The 18,836-nt window shown below is 30.3% G+C and carries 17 protein-coding genes and 2 pseudogenes; 7 read left to right on the top strand and 12 right to left on the bottom strand.

Features of this window, described 5'->3' with window-relative positions:
• Positions 1-207 precede the first annotated feature (207 nt).
• Positions 208-462, top strand: a complete 255-nt coding sequence (locus LEQ07_RS08475; RefSeq protein ID WP_263330243.1) for a hypothetical protein — start codon at positions 208-210, stop codon at positions 460-462.
• On the top strand, positions 456-1,160 hold the full coding sequence (locus LEQ07_RS08470) for a SpoIVB peptidase S55 domain-containing protein (protein WP_263330242.1): 705 nt from the start codon (positions 456-458) through the stop codon (positions 1,158-1,160). Before LEQ07_RS08475 ends, LEQ07_RS08470 begins: the two co-directional genes overlap by 7 nt.
• 10 nt (positions 1,161-1,170) lie before the next feature.
• Here the strand turns inward: LEQ07_RS08470 and yunB are convergent, their stop codons facing one another.
• The gene (gene yunB / locus LEQ07_RS08465; RefSeq protein ID WP_442952409.1) at positions 1,171-1,740 is read right to left on the bottom strand and encodes a sporulation protein YunB; all 570 of its coding nucleotides are present in this window, start codon (positions 1,738-1,740) and stop codon (positions 1,171-1,173) included.
• A gap of 168 nt (positions 1,741-1,908) precedes the next feature.
• Positions 1,909-3,129 (bottom strand): tyrosine--tRNA ligase, encoded by a 1,221-nt coding sequence (gene tyrS / locus LEQ07_RS08460; RefSeq protein ID WP_046822549.1) that lies wholly within the window; start codon positions 3,127-3,129, stop codon positions 1,909-1,911.
• 188 nt (positions 3,130-3,317) lie between these two features.
• Between tyrS and LEQ07_RS08455 the strand changes: the two genes are divergently transcribed.
• Both LEQ07_RS08455 and LEQ07_RS08450 read left to right on the top strand, forming a co-directional pair.
• The gene (locus LEQ07_RS08455; RefSeq protein ID WP_263330241.1) at positions 3,318-4,409 is read left to right on the top strand and encodes a transglycosylase domain-containing protein; all 1,092 of its coding nucleotides are present in this window, start codon (positions 3,318-3,320) and stop codon (positions 4,407-4,409) included.
• 164 nt (positions 4,410-4,573) lie between these two features.
• Complete coding sequence (locus tag LEQ07_RS08450; RefSeq protein WP_263330240.1) at positions 4,574-6,049, top strand: transglycosylase domain-containing protein; 1,476 nt, start codon at positions 4,574-4,576, stop codon at positions 6,047-6,049.
• A gap of 43 nt (positions 6,050-6,092) precedes the next feature.
• Here the strand turns inward: LEQ07_RS08450 and spoVAE are convergent, their stop codons facing one another.
• The 6 genes from spoVAE to spoIIAA all read right to left on the bottom strand — a co-directional run bounded on the left by spoVAE (position 6,093) and on the right by spoIIAA (position 9,578).
• Positions 6,093-6,449: a stage V sporulation protein AE gene (gene spoVAE, locus LEQ07_RS08445; RefSeq protein ID WP_046822557.1), complete on the bottom strand. Its 357-nt coding sequence runs from the start codon at positions 6,447-6,449 to the stop codon at positions 6,093-6,095.
• Positions 6,450-6,467: 18 nt separating this feature from the next.
• Positions 6,468-7,481, bottom strand: coding sequence for a stage V sporulation protein AD (spoVAD, locus tag LEQ07_RS08440; RefSeq protein WP_046822550.1), 1,014 nt, complete (start codon positions 7,479-7,481; stop codon positions 6,468-6,470).
• A gap of 15 nt (positions 7,482-7,496) precedes the next feature.
• On the bottom strand, positions 7,497-7,934 hold the full coding sequence (gene spoVAC / locus LEQ07_RS08435; protein ID WP_046822551.1) for a stage V sporulation protein AC: 438 nt from the start codon (positions 7,932-7,934) through the stop codon (positions 7,497-7,499).
• 103 nt (positions 7,935-8,037) lie between these two features.
• A complete protein-coding gene (gene sigF / locus LEQ07_RS08430; protein ID WP_263330239.1) occupies positions 8,038-8,784 on the bottom strand; it encodes an RNA polymerase sporulation sigma factor SigF in 747 nt (248 codons plus the stop codon).
• Between the two features lie 10 nt (positions 8,785-8,794).
• Positions 8,795-9,229 carry an anti-sigma F factor gene (gene spoIIAB, locus LEQ07_RS08425; protein WP_021428483.1) on the bottom strand — a complete coding sequence of 145 codons (435 nt, stop codon included), beginning with the start codon at positions 9,227-9,229 and terminating at the stop codon, positions 8,795-8,797.
• On the bottom strand, positions 9,222-9,578 hold the full coding sequence (spoIIAA, locus tag LEQ07_RS08420; protein WP_025162289.1) for an anti-sigma F factor antagonist: 357 nt from the start codon (positions 9,576-9,578) through the stop codon (positions 9,222-9,224). Before spoIIAA ends, spoIIAB begins: the two co-directional genes overlap by 8 nt.
• A gap of 305 nt (positions 9,579-9,883) precedes the next feature.
• Here spoIIAA and LEQ07_RS08415 point away from each other — a divergent pair, with 305 nt between their 5' ends.
• Positions 9,884-10,975, top strand: coding sequence for an aminotransferase class I/II-fold pyridoxal phosphate-dependent enzyme (locus LEQ07_RS08415; RefSeq protein ID WP_263330238.1), 1,092 nt, complete (start codon positions 9,884-9,886; stop codon positions 10,973-10,975).
• 49 nt (positions 10,976-11,024) lie between these two features.
• Here LEQ07_RS08415 and LEQ07_RS08410 read toward each other — a convergent pair whose 3' ends face one another.
• The 3 genes and pseudogenes from LEQ07_RS08410 to LEQ07_RS08400 all read right to left on the bottom strand — a co-directional run bounded on the left by LEQ07_RS08410 (position 11,025) and on the right by LEQ07_RS08400 (position 14,097).
• A complete protein-coding gene (locus LEQ07_RS08410) occupies positions 11,025-11,339 on the bottom strand; it encodes a phage holin (protein ID WP_263330237.1) in 315 nt (104 codons plus the stop codon).
• A 33-nt stretch (positions 11,340-11,372) separates the two neighbouring features.
• Positions 11,373-12,994: pseudogene (locus LEQ07_RS08405) on the bottom strand (DEAD/DEAH box helicase).
• Positions 12,995-13,284: 290 nt separating this feature from the next.
• On the bottom strand, positions 13,285-14,097 hold the full coding sequence (locus LEQ07_RS08400) for a calcium/sodium antiporter (RefSeq protein WP_263330236.1): 813 nt from the start codon (positions 14,095-14,097) through the stop codon (positions 13,285-13,287).
• A 279-nt stretch (positions 14,098-14,376) separates the two neighbouring features.
• Here LEQ07_RS08400 and pflB point away from each other — a divergent pair.
• Positions 14,377-16,607: pseudogene (pflB, locus tag LEQ07_RS22465) on the top strand (formate C-acetyltransferase).
• Between the two features lie 261 nt (positions 16,608-16,868).
• Positions 16,869-17,603: a pyruvate formate-lyase-activating protein gene (gene pflA, locus LEQ07_RS08390; protein ID WP_046822749.1), complete on the top strand. Its 735-nt coding sequence runs from the start codon at positions 16,869-16,871 to the stop codon at positions 17,601-17,603.
• A 40-nt stretch (positions 17,604-17,643) separates the two neighbouring features.
• On the opposite strand, the gene thiI is transcribed toward pflA, so the two are convergent.
• Positions 17,644-18,822, bottom strand: coding sequence for a tRNA uracil 4-sulfurtransferase ThiI (gene thiI / locus LEQ07_RS08385; RefSeq protein WP_046822750.1), 1,179 nt, complete (start codon positions 18,820-18,822; stop codon positions 17,644-17,646).
• Positions 18,823-18,836: the final 14 nt, after the last annotated feature.

The raw sequence follows: 18,836 nt of genomic DNA, 5'->3' as shown, positions 1-18,836 counted from the left end.
AAAAAAGAAAAAATAAAATAAATAAATAAAATAATTAATACTAACTTAAATATACTTTAAGTTTTAGGTGATTATTTTTTATATTTTTGAAAACAAATGGTTTTTATTGTGTCTGTTTTCTACGGATTAAAATTTTTATCCTGCACAATCTAATATTAAAGAAGCACCATTAATCATCAAAGACTCTATCAGAAAGAAGGTGTTTTAATGAATCTTAAAAAATGTTTTTTAACAACATTTTTAATATATTTTCTGTCAATAGGATTTATTTATTCAGAACCTACAACAAAAAATGATTCTAATTATTTAATACCTATTGGTAATATAACGCAAATAGATGCTGAATTGCAATATCTTATGGTTAGAAATAATTTTACTGATTCTTCATTTAAAATAGGAGATTCATTAGTATCAATAAATAATAATGAGATAAAAAATTATTCAGATTTTCTAGTTTGCTAAATACATTATCAGAAAATGAAAATATCAAGGTTCAAGTATTAAGAAATAATGAAAAAATAGATATTGATACTAATAAAGAAATTTTAGAAAAAATAAATTTCAATAATATAGTATCTGGATTTGCTACTTTAACATATGTAAATCCACAGAATAATAATTTTGGAGCAGTTGCTCATCCCATAAGTGTTGGATTTAATAAAAATTTACCTATTAAAAATGGATATATCTCTTCAACATCTAATTTAACAATAGATAAATCATATAAAGGAACAGTAGGTTGCATCAATGGTGAAAAAAATGAATTTATAGGAGATTTTAAAGATAACTCTAGTTTTGGAATAAAAGGAACCATCCATAAATTAGATTTATCTAAATTTAAACAATATAAAATTGCTCAATTAGGAGAGGTTAAAACCGGAAAAGCTTCAATTCTTTTGCAAACTTCAAATGGAGAACCTAGAGAATATGAAATTAATATATTAAATATAAAGAAACAAAGAAATCCTGAGTCTAAAACTTTTAAAATAGAAATTATAGATAAAGAACTATTACAGTTAACTGGAGGTATAGTTCAAGGTATGAGTGGTACTCCAATAGTGCAAGATGATAAAATCATAGGTGCAGTATCACATGCAATTGAAAATAATCCTGCTACTGGATATGGAGTCTATATAGGTTGGATGTTAGAGGGAGAATAATCTCCCTCTTTTAGTTTGATTTATTTATATTTTTATTAGGAATAACATTAACTATATCTTTTTCTGGAACATTTACATAGCTTTGTGGAACATCACCTACAATTACAGTTTCACATATAGGAATTTGAGTTTTAACTTCTTTAGTAGACGTTGTAAGTGGTACTACTACTTTTACTTGTGTTTTTGCTTTTAAGTAAATTCTATGCCTTGTTTGATTTATTCCTGAAGACTCAAAATCAGTCCCAAAGTCTACATATACATTTCCTATAGGTTCTATAGATACTTTTATTTTAGGCCCATATTTTGCTAAAAGTGGACTTCCTAATGCAGTTCCTATAGGTATGTATGTTGACGTCGTTTTAATTTTTTTCATTTCTGACTGTATTTCTAGTGCAACTTGTGAAGCTATTTCATTCATAGCGATAGAATTTGCTTGCATCATTGTTATCTTTCCGCTTTCTCCAGTCTTTACATTTATTAAATCTTCATACTTAACACTGTTATCTATAACACTTGCAACAGCTTTATTTATAGATTTATTAGCAAGTTCTTCTGCTTTTGTTTCTGCTATAACAGTAATAGTTGGTCTTAATTTATTATCTATGTATATAAATGTTCCTATTAATGTCGATACTAAAAAATTATTATAAACATTATTATATTCTTTTTAATTTTTTGTTTTCTTCTTTGAACTAATATTTTTTCATAAAAAGCCCCCCTTACTATATTATGTAAGGAGGGCTTATAATTACTTGTTAATTATTATTTTTGCAAATTTTCTTTTTCCTACTTGTATTATATCTCCAGTTTGTAAAGCTATTTTGTCATTTTCAACTTTTTCACCATTAAGCTTTATTCCACCTTGCTTTAATAATCTTCTAGCTTCACTTGTAGATGGAGAAAGCTTTAATCCTGTAACTAGCTTTGGTATAAAGAATAAACCTTCTTCAGACTCTTCTATAGAAACTTCCATTTCAGCTATATCATCTGGAATATTCTTTTTTTGGAATACAGATTTAAAATATTGCTCTGCTTCTAATGCTTTTTCTTCTCCATGATATAGTTTTACAACTTCTTTAGCTAATTTCATTTTTAAGTCTCTTGGATTTACTTTATCTTGTTCTATATCAGACTTCATAGCTTCTATTGAATCAGGATGTTCATCTGTAACTAACTCAAAATATCTTATTATTAATTCATCTGGAATAGACATAGTTTTTCCATACATATCATTAGGAGCTTCGCTTATACCAATGTAATTACCTAGTGATTTACTCATCTTCTTAACTCCATCAGTACCTTCTATTATAGGCATTAATAAAGCAATTTGAGGTTCTTGATCATACTCTTTTTGAAGAGTTCTTCCCATTAATATGTTAAACTTTTGATCCGTTCCTCCCATTTCTATATCAGCTTTTATTGCTACTGAATCATATCCTTGCATTAATGGATAGAAAAATTCATGTATTGATATAGATTGATTAGATGCGAATCTTTTCTTAAAATCATCTCTTTCTAACATTCTCGCAACAGTATACTTAGATGCTAAGTTAGCAACATCCATGAAATTCATAGTTTGTAACCACTCGCTATTAAACTTTACTATTGTCTTTTCTCTGTCTAATATTTTAAAGATTTGTTCTTGATATGTTCTTGCATTTTCTAAAACTTGGTCATGAGATAGTTGCTTTCTAACTGCTGATTTTCCAGTTGGATCTCCTATCATACCTGTAGCATCTCCTATTATTATAACTACTTGATGTCCTAAATCTTGGAATGCTTTCATTTTTCTTAAAACAACAGTATGTCCTAAGTGAATATCTGGTGCAGAAGGATCCAATCCTAACTTTATTGTTAATGGCTTATTTTCTTTTGCCGATTTTTCTAACTTTTTAACAATATCTTCTTCTGAAATTATTTCAGCTGCCCCTTTTTTAATTATCTTTAATTGTTCATTTATTTCAATCATATGTACACCTCACACATATTTTTTTTATACTTAGTTAAAAATAATTAATATTGTATCATAGTTAAATGTTAAATTCAAATAATCAACTAACACTAATACTAATTACATAATATTCATTTTTATCTATAAAATACAAAATTATTCACATATATGATATAATATATTCTTATAGTAAGGAGGTTAATTTCATGGGAAATGATAATAATGACAAAAACAAAATACGTAGAAAAAAAGTTAGCTCCTCTAGTACTAAACCTACTGCCTCGTCGAGGAAATCAACTAAAAACAGTAGTCAAAAAACTAAAAGTATTTCTAAATCTTCAAAGAAGGATAAGTTTAAAATATTTAGAACTGTAGGTGTTACACTTTTAGTTATGTTGGTATTAGGAGTTGCAGTTTCAACTGCACTAGTATTTGTAGCCTTAAAAGACGTAGAGCCTGTGACAAAAGCTGCTCTTGATAAAAAAGTTAACACAGTTACAGAACTTTTATATAGTGATGGATCTTTAATGGGAAATCCTCCAACAGATAATAAAAAGGTTCCTATATCTATAAAAGATATGCCAGCTCATCTTCAAAATGCGCTTGTATCAATAGAAGATGAAAGATTTTATGATCATAATGGTGTAGATTTTAAAGGGCTTGCTAAAGCCACCCTTATAAATATATTTACATCTTCTTCTCCTGGAGGAAGTACTCTAGACATGCAAGTTTCTAAAAATTTACTTACTTCTAGTGAAGTATCTGTTGTTCGTAAAATTAAAGATATTTATTATGCTTTAGAAATGGATAAGACTCTTACTAAGAGTGAAGTTTTAGAACTTTATTTAAATAGTGCATACTTTGGAAGAGGTGCTATAGGTGTTGAAGCTGCTGCAAATGCATATTTTAATAAACATGCTAAAGATCTTTCAGTTGCTGAATCAGCTATGATTGTTGGTATAACTCAAAACCCTAATAAATATGCAGCTTATAACACTGCAAAATTAACAGGTAATGAAACTAAAGATGAATTAAAAGGAAGATTAAAATTTTATGTAAAGAGTGATGGTTTTGATGAACCCACTAAAGTAGAGTTAGATATGATTGATAAACTTTATGATTGGGGTCTTATACCTGATGATGACACTTTTAAAGAGTTAAGAAACAGAAATATGGTTTGTAGAAAAGCTGAGCTAAACCCTAATGCTAAACAAAGACAAGAAACAGTTTTAATGAAAATGTTAGAACTTGGTTATTTAACTCAAGAAGAACATGATAAAGCTGTCGCTGAAAAATAAATATACAGCTGCCTGGTCAATCTAAAAAACCTGCTTCTACAGTTGAGGACCTTATAGAAAGCGATGTTATAAATAGTCTTATAACTCAAGGATATACTGAAGCTGAAGCTAATACACTGTATTTTAGTGGAGGTTTAAAAATACGTACTACTATAGATAAAAATATGCAAAGTGATTTAGAAACTGAGTTTAATAATAGAAATAACTTCCCAGGAACTGAAACTTACAAAGATGGAATTCCTCAACCTCAGGCTGCTATGGTAGTTTTAGATTATCGAACTGGTAAAATAAAAGCCTTGATTGGTGGTAGAGAAATTAAAGCTAGAAAAGTTTTAAATAGAGCTACTTCACCACACCAACCTGGTTCTACTATAAAACCTTTATCAGTTTACACTCCAGCTATTGATAACGGAATGAATCAAGCAGATACATTTAGCGATGTACGTGGAGGATATAAATTTAAAGAAAATAATAAATGGAATCCAAATACTACAACATCTGGTTCTGGAGATATGACAATGCGTAAAGCTTTAGCTAAGTCATCAAATACAATAGCTATAAAAGTAGCTGAACAACTTGCTTCAACTTACGATGAAAGTGTTGACGTTATGCTTGATTACCTAAAAAACTTTGGATTATCTGATTTAAAAGATGGACCTGGTGGCAGAGATAGAACATTCCCTGCTCTTACTTTAGGTGGTATGACAAAAGGAGCTTCTCCTCTTGATATGGCTGCGGCTTATGGAACTTTGGCTAACGGTGGAACTTATGTTGAACCTATAACATTTACAACTGTTGAGTCTTCAGATGGGCAAGTGTTAATACAAAACACTCCAGAAGAGCATAAGGTTGTAGACCCTGAAGTTGCTTATGTTCTTACAGATATGCTTAAATCTGTAGTTAAAGAAGGTACTGGTAAATCAGCTAGCTTTGGTGATATGCCTGTAGCTGGTAAAACAGGTACTACAAATGAAAATAAAGACGCTTGGTTTGTTGGTTACACACCTTATTATGTAGGTGCTACTTATATAGGTGATGATCATAGAATTGATCCAACTACAAAAGAAACTATACCTCGTAGAGGTGTTGTTCACGGAAGTGGAACTTCTGCTAAATTATGGTCTAAAGTAATGAATAAAGCGCATGATGGACTTGACCCAATTGATTTTAAAAAAGCAAGTAATATAGAGTTTTATAATATAAACTTATTGAATGGTAGTATAGTTCCTAAAGGAGCTTATAATTCTGGTATGGCGGCTTTCATAAAAGGTCAGATACCTACTACTCATTCTTCTTATACTCCACCGGCAACTACATTGCCTCCTGTAGAAGAAGAAAATAAACCGGAAACGGAAACTCCTTCTCCAGAAACTCCAACTCCAGAAACTCCTGATCCTGGAGATAATGGAGATAACGGCAACAATAATGGTGGTAATGATAATAGTAATCCAGGTACTGGCACTGACCCAGGAACTGGAGGTGGAAATACAGGTGGTGGTACTGGAACTAATCCAGGTACCGGAGGTGGAACAACAGGTGGTGGTACTGACGTAACTCCTACTCCACCTCAAGGTAATAATCAAACTTCACCTACTCAAACCACTCAAAAACCTAGTACAGCAGCAAAACCAGCTGCATAAAAAAAGAACTATATGAGTTAAGTCTCATATAGTTCTTTTTATTTTATGGCTTAGCCTTTGGGGTAAATATAACGGCCATTATATATCCAAAAAATATAGCTGCTGTTATACCTCCTGCAGTTGCAGTTATACCACCTGTAAAAATCCCCATAAATCCATCTTGTTCTATTGCTTTAACAACTCCATTATATAAAGAATATCCAAACCCTATTATAGGAACAGTTGCTCCAGAACCTCCAAACTCTACAATAGGCTGATATACACCTAAAAAGCTTAATATTACTCCACTTGTTACATAAGTAACCATTACATATGGTGTTTGTAATTTAAAGTAGTCCATTAATATCTGAGCAATTAAGCATATAACCCCGCCTACTAAAAATACTTTTAGATACTCTATAAGCACTTCTTACACCTCCTATTCATTTTCTATAACTACAGCATGAGCTACACTAGGTATACTCTCTTTTTGCAATGTACTTGTAGGTGATAATAATGCCCCTGTTGAAACTAACATAATCTTATTAAATTTTTTAGATTTTAACATTTTATAAATATATCCATTGAAAACAGATGCTGAACATCCACATCCGCTTCCACCACAATGAACGTCTTGATCATCTATATTAAAAATTTCTACTCCACAATCAGTATAAACTTTAGATATATCTAATCCTTTTTCTTTTAATAAGTCTATAGTTATTTGCATACCTAATTTACCTAGGTCACCTGTTGCAATCATGTCAAAACTATTTGGGTCATCTTTTGTATCCACAAAGTAAGAGTATATCGTGTCTATAGCAGCTGGAGCCATAGCTGCACCCATGTTATTTGCATCACTTATCCCTTTATCAATTACCTTTCCTATTGTTATATACTTAACCTTTGGGCCTTGTCCTTCACTAGATATCAAAGAGCAACCAGATCCTGTAACTGTCCATTGAGCTGTCATAGGTTTTTGACTTCCTAATTCTAACGGAAATCTAAATTGTCTTTCTGCTGTACAGTAATGACTTGATGTCGCTGCAACCACTAAGTCAGCAAATCCTCCATCAACCAACATCGACCCTAATGATAAAGACAGTGCCATTGTAGAACATGCTCCATAAACTCCTAAAAATGGAATGTTTACTTCTCTAGCTGCAAATGATGTTGATAAAAGCTGATTTAGTAAATCTCCAGCAATCATATAATCTATATCATCTACAGACTTATTAGCATTTTTTATTGCATTTTCTATAACCGTTTGAACCATCTTGCTTTCTGCAAATTCCCAACTTTTTTCTCCAAATAAATCATCATCTAGCTTCATATCAAAATATTCTTTAAGAGGCCCATTCGCTTCTTTAGGTCCCACTATTGATGATGTAGATATTATAGTTGGTCCATTCTCTAATTTAATAGTCCTTTTTCCTATCCTATTTCTAGCCACCTATATATCTCCTTTCTATATGATGAATTTTATTATGTAGTATATTAATCCACATAACACAGATGAACCTATTCCATACACTAAAACAGGCCCTGCAATCTTAAATAGATTTGCTCCAACACCCATTACATATCCTTCTCTTTTGTACTCCATTGCAGGTGATACTATAGAGTTTGCAAATCCAGTTATTGGAATAATAGATCCAGCACCTGCTCTTTTGCCAATTAAATCATAAACTCCTAATCCTGTTAAAAATGCACCTATAAAAATTAAAGTCATAGATGTTGCTCCAGCTGCTTTCAATTTATCTAGTCCAAAACTCATATAAACATCATTTATAGCCTGTCCAATTACACAGATTATTCCACCTACAATAAATGCTAATATATAATTTTTTACATAAGTAGGTTTTGGACTTATTTTATCAACATATTCTTTGTAATTCTTATCCATATTCTGACCTCCTATTTAATCAATCTATATATAGTTATTATTTAACAAACTAAAAAAAATAAACCCCTAAATTAGGGGTTTATTTTTTATCCTATATAAGTTTTTAACTTTGACAGTACTTTTTCTCTATTCTAGAAACTTGTACTTGAGATATATTTAAAAGTTCTCCTATTTCACTCTGTGTTTTATCTTCAAAATATCTAAGCATTATAATTTGTCTTTCTCTTTTATCCAATTTTCCTAATACCTCTTTTAATAAAAGATTATCTATAACTTTATCTTCTTCATCTTCTCCTTTTAGGCTAATTTTATCAATTAAACATATAGGTGCTCCTTCTTCTTCGTGTATTACTCCATGTAAGTATTCTACAGAGAAGTTTGATTCTAACGCCATAACCAATTCTTCTTTATCTACTCCTACAACTTTAGATAACTCATCTATAGTTGGCTCTCTTCCTAACTTTTTAGTTAGAACTTCAGTTTGTGTTTTAGCTTTTATTGCAACTTGTTTTAAAGATCTTGAGACTTTTATCATCCCATCATCTCTTAAATATCTTTTTATTTCTCCTAAAATCATAGGTACTGCATATGTCGAGAATTTAACATTAAATTTTGGATCAAACTTATAAATAGACTTTATAAGTCCTATTGATCCTAATTGAAATAAGTCATCTCTTTCATATCCTATATTTAAAAATTTAGATACAACACTTCTAACTAACCCTAAATTACTCTCTATTAGTATTTCTTTTGCTTCTTCATCCCCATTTTGTACCAGTTGTATTAATCTTAAAGTCTCCTCATGGCTAAGCAATCCCTTTCTTTCTTCTTTATTGGCAGTTATCCCCATAACAAAACCTCTATTCTATATTAGATGAATCTATTTTCTTTTTCATAATAACTTTAGTTCCCTCGCCCTTTTTAGAAGAAACAGTTACTTTATCCATGAAACTTTCCATAACGGTAAATCCCATACCAGATCTTTCTAATTCAGGTTTCGATGTATATAATGGCTGCATAGCCATATCTAAATCTTCTATCCCATTTCCAGTGTCTTCTACTGTGATAGTTATTTCTCTATCTTCTATCTCACACCTTATATTAACAAATTTTGTTTCATCTTCATCATATCCATGTATTATTGAATTAGTTACAGCTTCAGATACTGCAGTTTTTATGTCTGCAATTTCATCTAATGTAGGATCTAACTTAGCTGCAAATGATGCAACTATTACCCTTGCAAAACTTTCATTTTCTGATCTTGCTGAAAACTTTACTTCCACAATATTATTCATTTGCAACACCTCCTAAAAAAGAACTTACAGCATCTTCATAAGTGTCATGAATTTGTATTATCTTATTCATCCCAGATAAATCAAAAACCTTTTTTACTCTTGAATTTAAATTAATTACAGCTACCTTTCCACCCTCACTAGATATTTTTTTGTATCTACCAATAACTACTCCAATACCTGAAGAATCCATAAAATTCATATTTTTAAAATCAAAAACTATATTCTTGATTTGCTTATCTTGTATAACATAATCAATCTCTTCTCTTACTTCATTTGCAATATGATGGTCCAATTCTTTACTTAAAAACTCAACTTTTAAGTTTTTGTTGTCTAAAGAAAAATTTATCATTAGCTTCCCCCTCCTATCAAATTTAAAAATGATACTTTTTATTCAATTCTATAAATCAGATTATTATCCTTCAACGAAATTTAAATAGTTTTGTTTTATTGTATCAAAAAACTATTTATTAAATATTATATATTATACTAAATTAGTTTTGGAGGAATAATAATGGATTTTATTGACAACAAAGTTTCTACCCGACTTGGTGGTTCATCATTTTTTGAAAGCAATGATAAACTCTATAAATTTGAGAAAATAAAAAAATAACAAAAGAGGTTAAATCTAAGTTTCCTGATGTAAAACTTATTGATATGGGAGTTGGAGAACCAGATCAAATGGCTGATAGTTCTATTGTTGATATATTATGTATGGAAGCTGGAAAGCCTGAAAATAGATTTTACTCAGACAATGGAATTATTGAATTTCAAGAATCAGCTTGTAGATATTTAAATAATATGTATAATTTGAAAAATATAACTCCTGAAAATATAGTTCATGGAATAGGCTCTAAACCAGTACTTGCTATGATTCCACTATGTTTTATAAATCCTGAGGATATATGTCTAATGCCATCCCCTGCATATCAAGTACTTGGAACATATTCTAAGTTTTTAGGTGGTGAAATTTATAAACTCCCTTTATGTCCCGAAAATAATTTTTATCCAGATTTAGACAATATACCTGCAGATATAAAGAAAAGATCAAAACTTCTATATTTAAATTATCCTAATAATCCTACCGGTCAAATCGCAACAAAAAAATTTTATGAGCATGCAGTTAAATTTGCAAAAGAAAATGATATCATAATTGTTTCTGATTTAGCTTACGGAGCTTTAACTTATGGAGACTGTATTCCTCTTAGTATTCTTAGTGTTGATGGGGCCCTTGATGTCTGTATAGAAATTCATTCTTTATCAAAAGCATTTAATATGACTGGTTGGAGGTTAGCATTTGTTGTAGGTTCTAAAAAAGCTATGCAACTATATTGTGCTATAAAAGGCCATACTGACTCTGGTCAGTTTAGGGCTATTCAGAAAGCAGGCGCTTATGCACTTGATAACTATCATAACTTAATTAATTTAAATAAAGAAAGATATTCAAGAAGATTTGATTTGTTGATTGATGTTTTAAATCAAGTTGGATTTAAAACAAATAAGCCAGATGCTGGATTTTATTCTTATGTGAAAATACCTAAGGGTGTTAAAAATGGAGTTAGATTTAGTAGTGCTGAAGAAGCAAGTCTTTATATACTTTCTCATGCTTTAGTATCTACCGTTCCTTGGGATGATTGTGGAAGTTTTCTAAGGTTTTCAGTTACCTATGATGCAAATTCTTTAACTGATGAAATTAACGTAATGAATGAACTTAAAAGAAGACTATTATCTTTAAACCTAGAATTCTAAATCTAATAAAAAAAGGGTGTTCCAAAATATTTGAAACACCCTTTATGTTCTATAATTTATTATTTAAAATTAATTTTTTCATTTCATATACAGATGATTCAATTAATCTATCTATTTCTTCATCACTTAACTTATTTTTAGTTAGTTTCTTTAAATGATCTACTGCAATTTGTTTCTTTTCTTCAGAAGTTAAATTTGTTTGTGTTTGCTCTATACTCATTACAATCATTTTAGCAATATTGTAATATGAACTTAATTTTTCACTACCTATTTTATTCTTTAAATATATTATTAAATATCCGCCTCCTACTGTTATAACTACAGATATTAACCATATTAACATTTGAAATACTGTTTCTGACAAATAAAACACCTCCTTTTGAAGTCTTATTATAGATTATTCAAAAGGAGGCAAACTTGTCCCTAATTTATTGTTTTTTCTTTTGTTATTTGCTTTTTCTATATTAACTTTATTTCCTTTTATTTTTATGTTCTTCATCTTATCAAGAACTTTTCTAGTGTGTTTCTTTGGTATCTCCACAAAAGTATATTTATCATATATATCTATAGTTCCAACTAATTTTCCTGGTATTCCAACTTCTCCAGCTATAGCTCCAACGATGTCTTTAGCTTGAACTTTTTGTTTTCTACCTATATTGATAAATAATCTAGTCATTCCAGACTCTGCACCTGTGCTATGACTTTCTTCTATTATTTCTTCTTTCGCCTCGTCACCTAGAGCTAACTTGACTAAAGCAGCAGCTATATCTAAAGTATCATAATCTTCCTCTTTGCAGAAGTTCTCTAACCATTGTACTTGTTTTGTTAAATGACCTTCTTCTATAGTAGATTTTACTTGATCAAAGAATAAGCTTACTTTTTCTCTTCAACATCTGATATTGAAGGTATGCTATGCTTTTCTAATTTAGATTTAGTGTATCTTTCTATATCTTTCATCTTTCTCATTGCTTTTCCGAAAACAAAAGTGAATGATATTCCATTTCTACCAGCTCTTCCTGTTCTTCCGATTCTGTGTACATAGTACTCTTCATCTTGTGGTAAATCATAGTTAAATACAGCTTCTACATCATCAACATCTATCCCTCTAGCAGCAACATCTGTAGCAACTAATATATCTATAGTTCCATTTCTGAACTTATCCATTACTATATCTCTTTGAGTTTGCTTTAAATCTCCATGTAATGCATCTGCGAAGTATCCTCTTGCTTGTAAATCACTAACTAATTCATCAGCACCTCTTTTTGTATTACAAAATACTACTGATAATTTAGGGTTATATACATCTACCAATCTACATAATACTTCTAACTTATTAGCAGATTTAGTTTCTATATAGTATTGTTTTATATTAGGAACTGTAAGTTCTTTTCTAACTATTTTTACATGCTCAGGATCTTTTTGGAATCTTTTTGTTAAATCTAATATTCCTTTAGGCATAGTAGCTGAGAAGAAAGTTGTTTGTCTATTTTCAGGAGTTTGATTTAAAATCATTTCGATATCTTCTCTGAATCCCATATCTAGCATTTCATCCGCTTCATCTAATATAACCATTTTTACTTTATCTAACTTTAAAGTCTTACGATTTATATGGTCTATTATACGACCTGGAGTTCCTATAACTATTTGAACCCCACTCTTAAGCGACTTTATTTGTCTGTCTATAGGTTGTCCTCCATATACAGGTAAAGTTTTTATCCCGTGCATGTACTTACCTATTTTTCTTATTTCACTTGAAACTTGTATTGCTAATTCTCTTGTTGGACATAAAACTACCGCTTGTAGACTCTTGTCCTCTGGGTCTACCATATCTAATATAGGTATACTAAATGCTGCTGTTTTCCCCGTACCTGTTTGTGCTTGACCTATAATATCTACTCCAGTAATTATTTTTGGTATTGCTTGTGCTTGTATTGGAGATGGTTCCTCGAATCCCATTTCTAATACAGCTTTTTTTATGTTCTCATTTATTGGTAAATCATCGAATTTAACTATATTCATATATTGTTTCCTTTCCGTTATCAATTTATATTAACTTTATCAATTATATATTTTTTTAAATATTATGCAATTAATATTTTATCCTAATAGTAAATATCGTATTCAATTTAAAGCAAAATAGAGGGTATTATATAACCCTCTATTTTTTTATTTTATATATGTAAAATATATAACAAATAAATACAGTAAATATGTAAGTAGCATTAAGACGCCTTGAAGTCGATAAATTTTTTCCTTTATAATTGTAGGAACTGTTAAAATTAAAACTAATACTATCATAAATGGAAAATCTATAATTGATGTTTGTTTAAGTATTGGCGTATCATTATAAAAGATGATATAGATATTACTGAAACTATATTTAAAATATTAGCGCCTAATATATTGCCTACAGATATAGCATTATGCTTCTTTTTTATAGCTGTTAAGCAAGATACTAACTCAGGAAGCGAAGTCCCTAATGCTATTACAGTTAAACTTATAACTCCCTGTGGAACTCCGATATATTCGGCTATTATTATTCCATTATCCACCAATAGCCTAGAACCTATTATCATCATAATTATTCCTACTATAAATAAAAAACCTATTTTCAACATATTGATTGATTTTACATCTTTCCTCGCACTCGCATCTGATACTAATCTCATTTTAGTTTTAGGTATACTCTTGTAATTGTTAATCATGTAAATAATTAACATTCCCATTAGAGCCATAGCATCTTTTCTATCTATAACTTTATCCAATCCTAATACAATTAAAATAATTATAGATATAATTAATAATGTAGCTTTTGAATTAAATACTTTTTTATCAACTTTAAAAGGCCTAATAATTGCTACTAATCCAAGTGCTAACCCAGTATTGCAAATTATAGACCCTATTGCATTTCCTAAACTCATTGTTGTGTGCCCTTTTATTGATGCACATAATGAAACTGTCAATTCAGGAAATGTAGTTGCTAGGCTAACTATAGTTGCACCTAAAACAATTTCAGGTATGTTGGTTTTTTTCCCTACAGATATAGTAGAATCTATAAAAATATCAGCACCCTTTGTTATAAGTATAAATCCTATTATAAATAGACCTATTATAAATATCATTATATCCCCCCTTATTAAATACATATTCAATCAACTTAATTCTATATGTATAAAAAATTTTAAAATTATTCTTAAAATTTATGTTTATTCGACATTTTAACCGGGTATCATATGAATATAACAAAATAACAGAAAAATCTATCAAAAAAGAAAAGATAGTGTAAAATTCTGTATACAAAATACTAATTCTATGTTATGATTATATTGTTTAAAAAATATCTAGCTAGATTTTATAAAATAAATATACTCAACACATATAAACTTAAGGAGGCTATCAACATGAATGCATGGCAAGGATTCAAAACTGGTAGATGGACTAAAGAAATAAACGTAAGAGAGTTCATACAATTAAACTACAAACCATATGAGGGAGATGATTCTTTCTTAGCTGGAGCAACTGAGAACACTAAAAAATTATGGAATGAAGCTATGGATCTTTTCAAAAAGGAAAGAGACAATGGTGGAACATTAGACGTAGATACTGATACTGTATCTTTAATAGATGCATACGGTCCTGGTTATATAAACAAGGATTTAGAAACAGTAGTAGGTGTTCAAACTGACGCTCCTTTAAAGAGAGCTGCAATGCCTTTCGGTGGAATAAGAATGGTTGAAACTTCTTGTGAAGCTTACGGATACAAATTAAACCCAGAAATAAGTGAAATATTCACTAAGTACAGAAAAACTCATAACCAAGGTGTATTCGATGCTTATACTCCTGACATGAGAGCTGCTAGAAGTGCTGGTATAATAACTGGTTTACCAGATGCTTACGGTAGAGGTAGAATAATAGGTGACTACAGAAGAGTTGCTCTATACGGTGTTGATAAATTAATACAAGATAAATTAGATCAAAAAGCTTCTTTAGAAGTTAGATGTATAGATGAAGAAGTTATAAGATTAAGAGAAGAATTATCTGATCAAATAAAAGCATTAGAAGCATTAAAGAAAATGGCTGCATCTTACGGATTCGATATAGCTCAACCTGCTACTAACGCAAAAGAAGCTGTTCAATGGACATACTTCGGATACTTAGGAGCTGTTAAAGATCAAAACGGAGCTGCAATGTCTTTAGGTAGAGTATCATCTTTCTTAGACATATACTTCGAAAGAGATTTAGCTGCTGGTGTATTAACTGAAGAAGAAGCTCAAGAAATAATGGACCATTTCGTTATGAAGTTAAGAATGGTTAGATTCTTAAGAACTCCTGAATACAACGATTTATTCTCTGGAGACCCAACTTGGGTAACTGAGTCTATAGGTGGTATGGGATTAGATGGTAGAACATTAGTAACTAAAAACTCATTCAGAATGTTAAATACTTTATATACTCTTGGACCATCTCCAGAGCCAAACTTAACAGTATTATGGTCTACTCAATTACCTCAAGGATTCAAAAACTTCTGTTCTAAAGTATCAATAGACACAAGTTCTGTTCAATACGAGAATGATGATTTAATGAAGCCTTACTGGGGAGATGACTACGGTATAGCTTGTTGTGTATCTGCAATGAGAATAGGTAAACAAATGCAATTCTTCGGAGCTAGAGTTAACTTAGCTAAGACTTTATTATACGCTATAAACGGTGGTGTAGATGAGAAGAAATTCAAGCAAGTTGGACCTAGATTCGAACCTATAACTTCTGAATACTTAGAGTACGATGAGGTTATGCAAAATTCGATATGTTTACAGATTGGTTAGCTAACTTATATGTAAATACATTAAACGTAATACATTTCATGCATGATAAGTATTCTTATGAAGCATTAGAAATGGCTTTACATGATAGAGACGTATTCAGAACTATGGCTTGTGGTATAGCTGGTTTATCAGTATGTGCTGACTCATTATCTGCTATAAAATACGCTAAAGTTAAAACTATAAGAAATGAAGAAGGAATAGTTGTTGACTTCGAAGTTGAAGGTGATTTCCCTAAATACGGAAACAACGATGACAGAGTTGATGATATAGCTGTTGAATTAGTTGAAAGCTTCATGAACAAGATAAGAAAGAACAAGACTTACAGAAATTCTTATCATACTCAATCTATACTTACTATAACTTCAAACGTTGTTTATGGTAAGAAAACTGGTAACACTCCTGACGGAAGAAGAGCTGGTGAGCCATTTGCTCCAGGAGCTAACCCAATGCACGGAAGAGATAATAGCGGTGCTTTAGCATCATTATCATCAGTTGCTAAATTACCATACGAGCATGCTCAAGATGGTATATCTAATACTTTCTCTATAGTACCAGGTGCTTTAGGAAAAGACATGGATGAAAGAGTAAACAACTTATCTTCAATGATGGATGGATACTTTGCTCAAAACGCTCATCACTTAAACGTAAACGTATTTGATAGAGCTACTTTAGAAGATGCTATGGAGCATCCAGAAAAATACCCTCAATTAACTATAAGAGTTTCAGGATACGCTGTAAACTTCATCAAGTTAACTAGAGAGCAACAATTAGACGTTATAAACAGAACATTCCACGGAAAAATGTGCTAATTATAACTTAATAGAAATGTAAACATATTATAACAATCAATTATCAAAGTATATTCAGAGTGCAAACCTCATCAGTTTGCACTCTTTTTTTCTAAGTACTAAAATAAATAAATTAAGTATAAATTCCCATGAATTAAAAAAACTATTTAATAGACTTTATAAGTTTAATGTTTTATAATAGTGGGTAGAAAGTATAATGTATACAATTATTTTAGATGATAAATTTTATTAGTATAATATATAATTAACGAGGTGGATAAAATGGTAAAAGGTAGAGTTCATTCAATAGAAACATTTGGGACTGTAGATGGTCCTGGAATTAGATTTATATTATTCATGCAAGGTTGTCCTTTAAGATGTAAGTACTGTCATAATAGAGATACTTGGGATGTTAAAGGCGGAACTGAATACACTACTGATGAAATAATAGAACAAGTAAAAAAATACTCTTCTTATATGAAATTCTCGGGAGGAGGTTTAACAGTTTCTGGTGGTGAAGCTACTCTTCAACCTGAATTTTTAAAAGATTTATTTAAAAAAGCTCAAGAAAATGAAATTCATACATGTTTAGATACCTCTGGTTTTGTAAACATAGATGTCATAGATCCAGTACTTGATTACACAAATTTAGTTTTACTTGACTTAAAGCATATGGTACCTGAAAAATGTAAAGATTTAGTAGGTGTTAGCATAGATAAGACATTAGAATTTGCTAAGCATTTAAGCGATAGAAATATACCGGTTTGGATAAGACACGTTCTTGTTCCTGGAATAACAGATGATATAGAAAACTTAGAGCTTATGGGTAAATTCATTTCAACTCTAAAAAATGTTGATAGAGTTGAATTACTTCCTTATCATACTCTAGGTGTTCATAAATGGGAAAACATGGGATTTGAATATGAGTTAAAAGATGTTCCAGATGCTACTAAAGAAGATATAGAAAAAGCATCTAAAATACTAGCTGAGTTCGGTGTAATAGCTCATAATAAATAATAAAAAAGGATCTATACAAAATGGTATAGATCCTTTTTTATTAAAATTCAAATACTTCAACTTCCATATTATCGATTGCGTCTTGTATTAGTTTTTCTATATCTAAAGATGACTCTGATTTCTCTATTCTATCTAATTTAGGTTTTGTTACAGGACTTTTTGGAGAAAATACTGTACAACAATCCTCTTCTGGTATAACTGATGTTTCAAATGTTCCTATTTTTTGAGCTATTTTTATTATCTCTGATTTATCCATTGCTATAAGAGGTCTAAATACAGGTAATGATACAGAAGCATTTGTACAAGTTAATCCTTGTATAGTTTGAGATGCAACTTGTCCTATACTTTCTCCTGTAACTAATGCATCACAGAATCTCATTTCTCCTACTCTTTGAGCTATTTTCATCATAAATCTTCTAGATATTATAGTCATTTCTTCTTCTTTACATGATACGCCTATTGCCTTTTGTATTTCTAATATATTTACTTTATGAAGTCTAACTTTACCACAATATTTTGCTAGTATCTGAGCTAAGTCCCTTACTTTTTCTTGTGATTTTTCACTAGTAAATGGATAACTGTGGAAATGTATAGCTTCAATTTCTACTCCTCTTTTTGCAACCATCCAAGAAGCAACTGGACTGTCTATTCCTCCAGATAATAAAGACATTGCTCTACCATTTGTTCCAACTGGAAGACCTCCATAACCTGGAACTGTATCACTATATACCATTACATGATTTTGTCTATATTCGCAGTGTATAGTTGTCTCTGGGTTTCTAACATCAACTTTTATTCTATCTTTTACATTATAAACTAAAAATCCAGCTATATCTTTACTCATTTCTTGAGAAGTTAATTCTAAACTCTTATCTCCTCTTCTTGAAGTAACTTTAAACGATTCAGAACCCTCTTCTATCTTTTCTTCTAAAAGTTGTAGCGCTAGTTGCTTTAATTTATCATAGTCTTTTTCTGCTCTTATACCTGGGCAAACTCCTACAACTCCAAATACTTTTTTGATTTCTTCTAATACTTCTTCATAGTCTTCTGCATATTCTCCTAAATCAACATATATTCTTCCATATTCTTTATATACATTAAACTTTCCTATAGGAGCTAACATGTTTTTCACATTTTTTATTAATTTATTTTCAAATATATATCTATTTTTTCCTTTTACACCGATTTCTCCATACTTAACTATAGCTATATTATACAAATTTATCACCTCTT

It is taken from the genome of Paraclostridium sp. AKS73, from assembly GCF_025671395.1.
Taxonomy (GTDB): domain Bacteria; phylum Bacillota; class Clostridia; order Peptostreptococcales; family Peptostreptococcaceae; genus Paraclostridium; species Paraclostridium benzoelyticum.
This window is presented reverse-complemented; position numbering and strand designations above follow the sequence as displayed.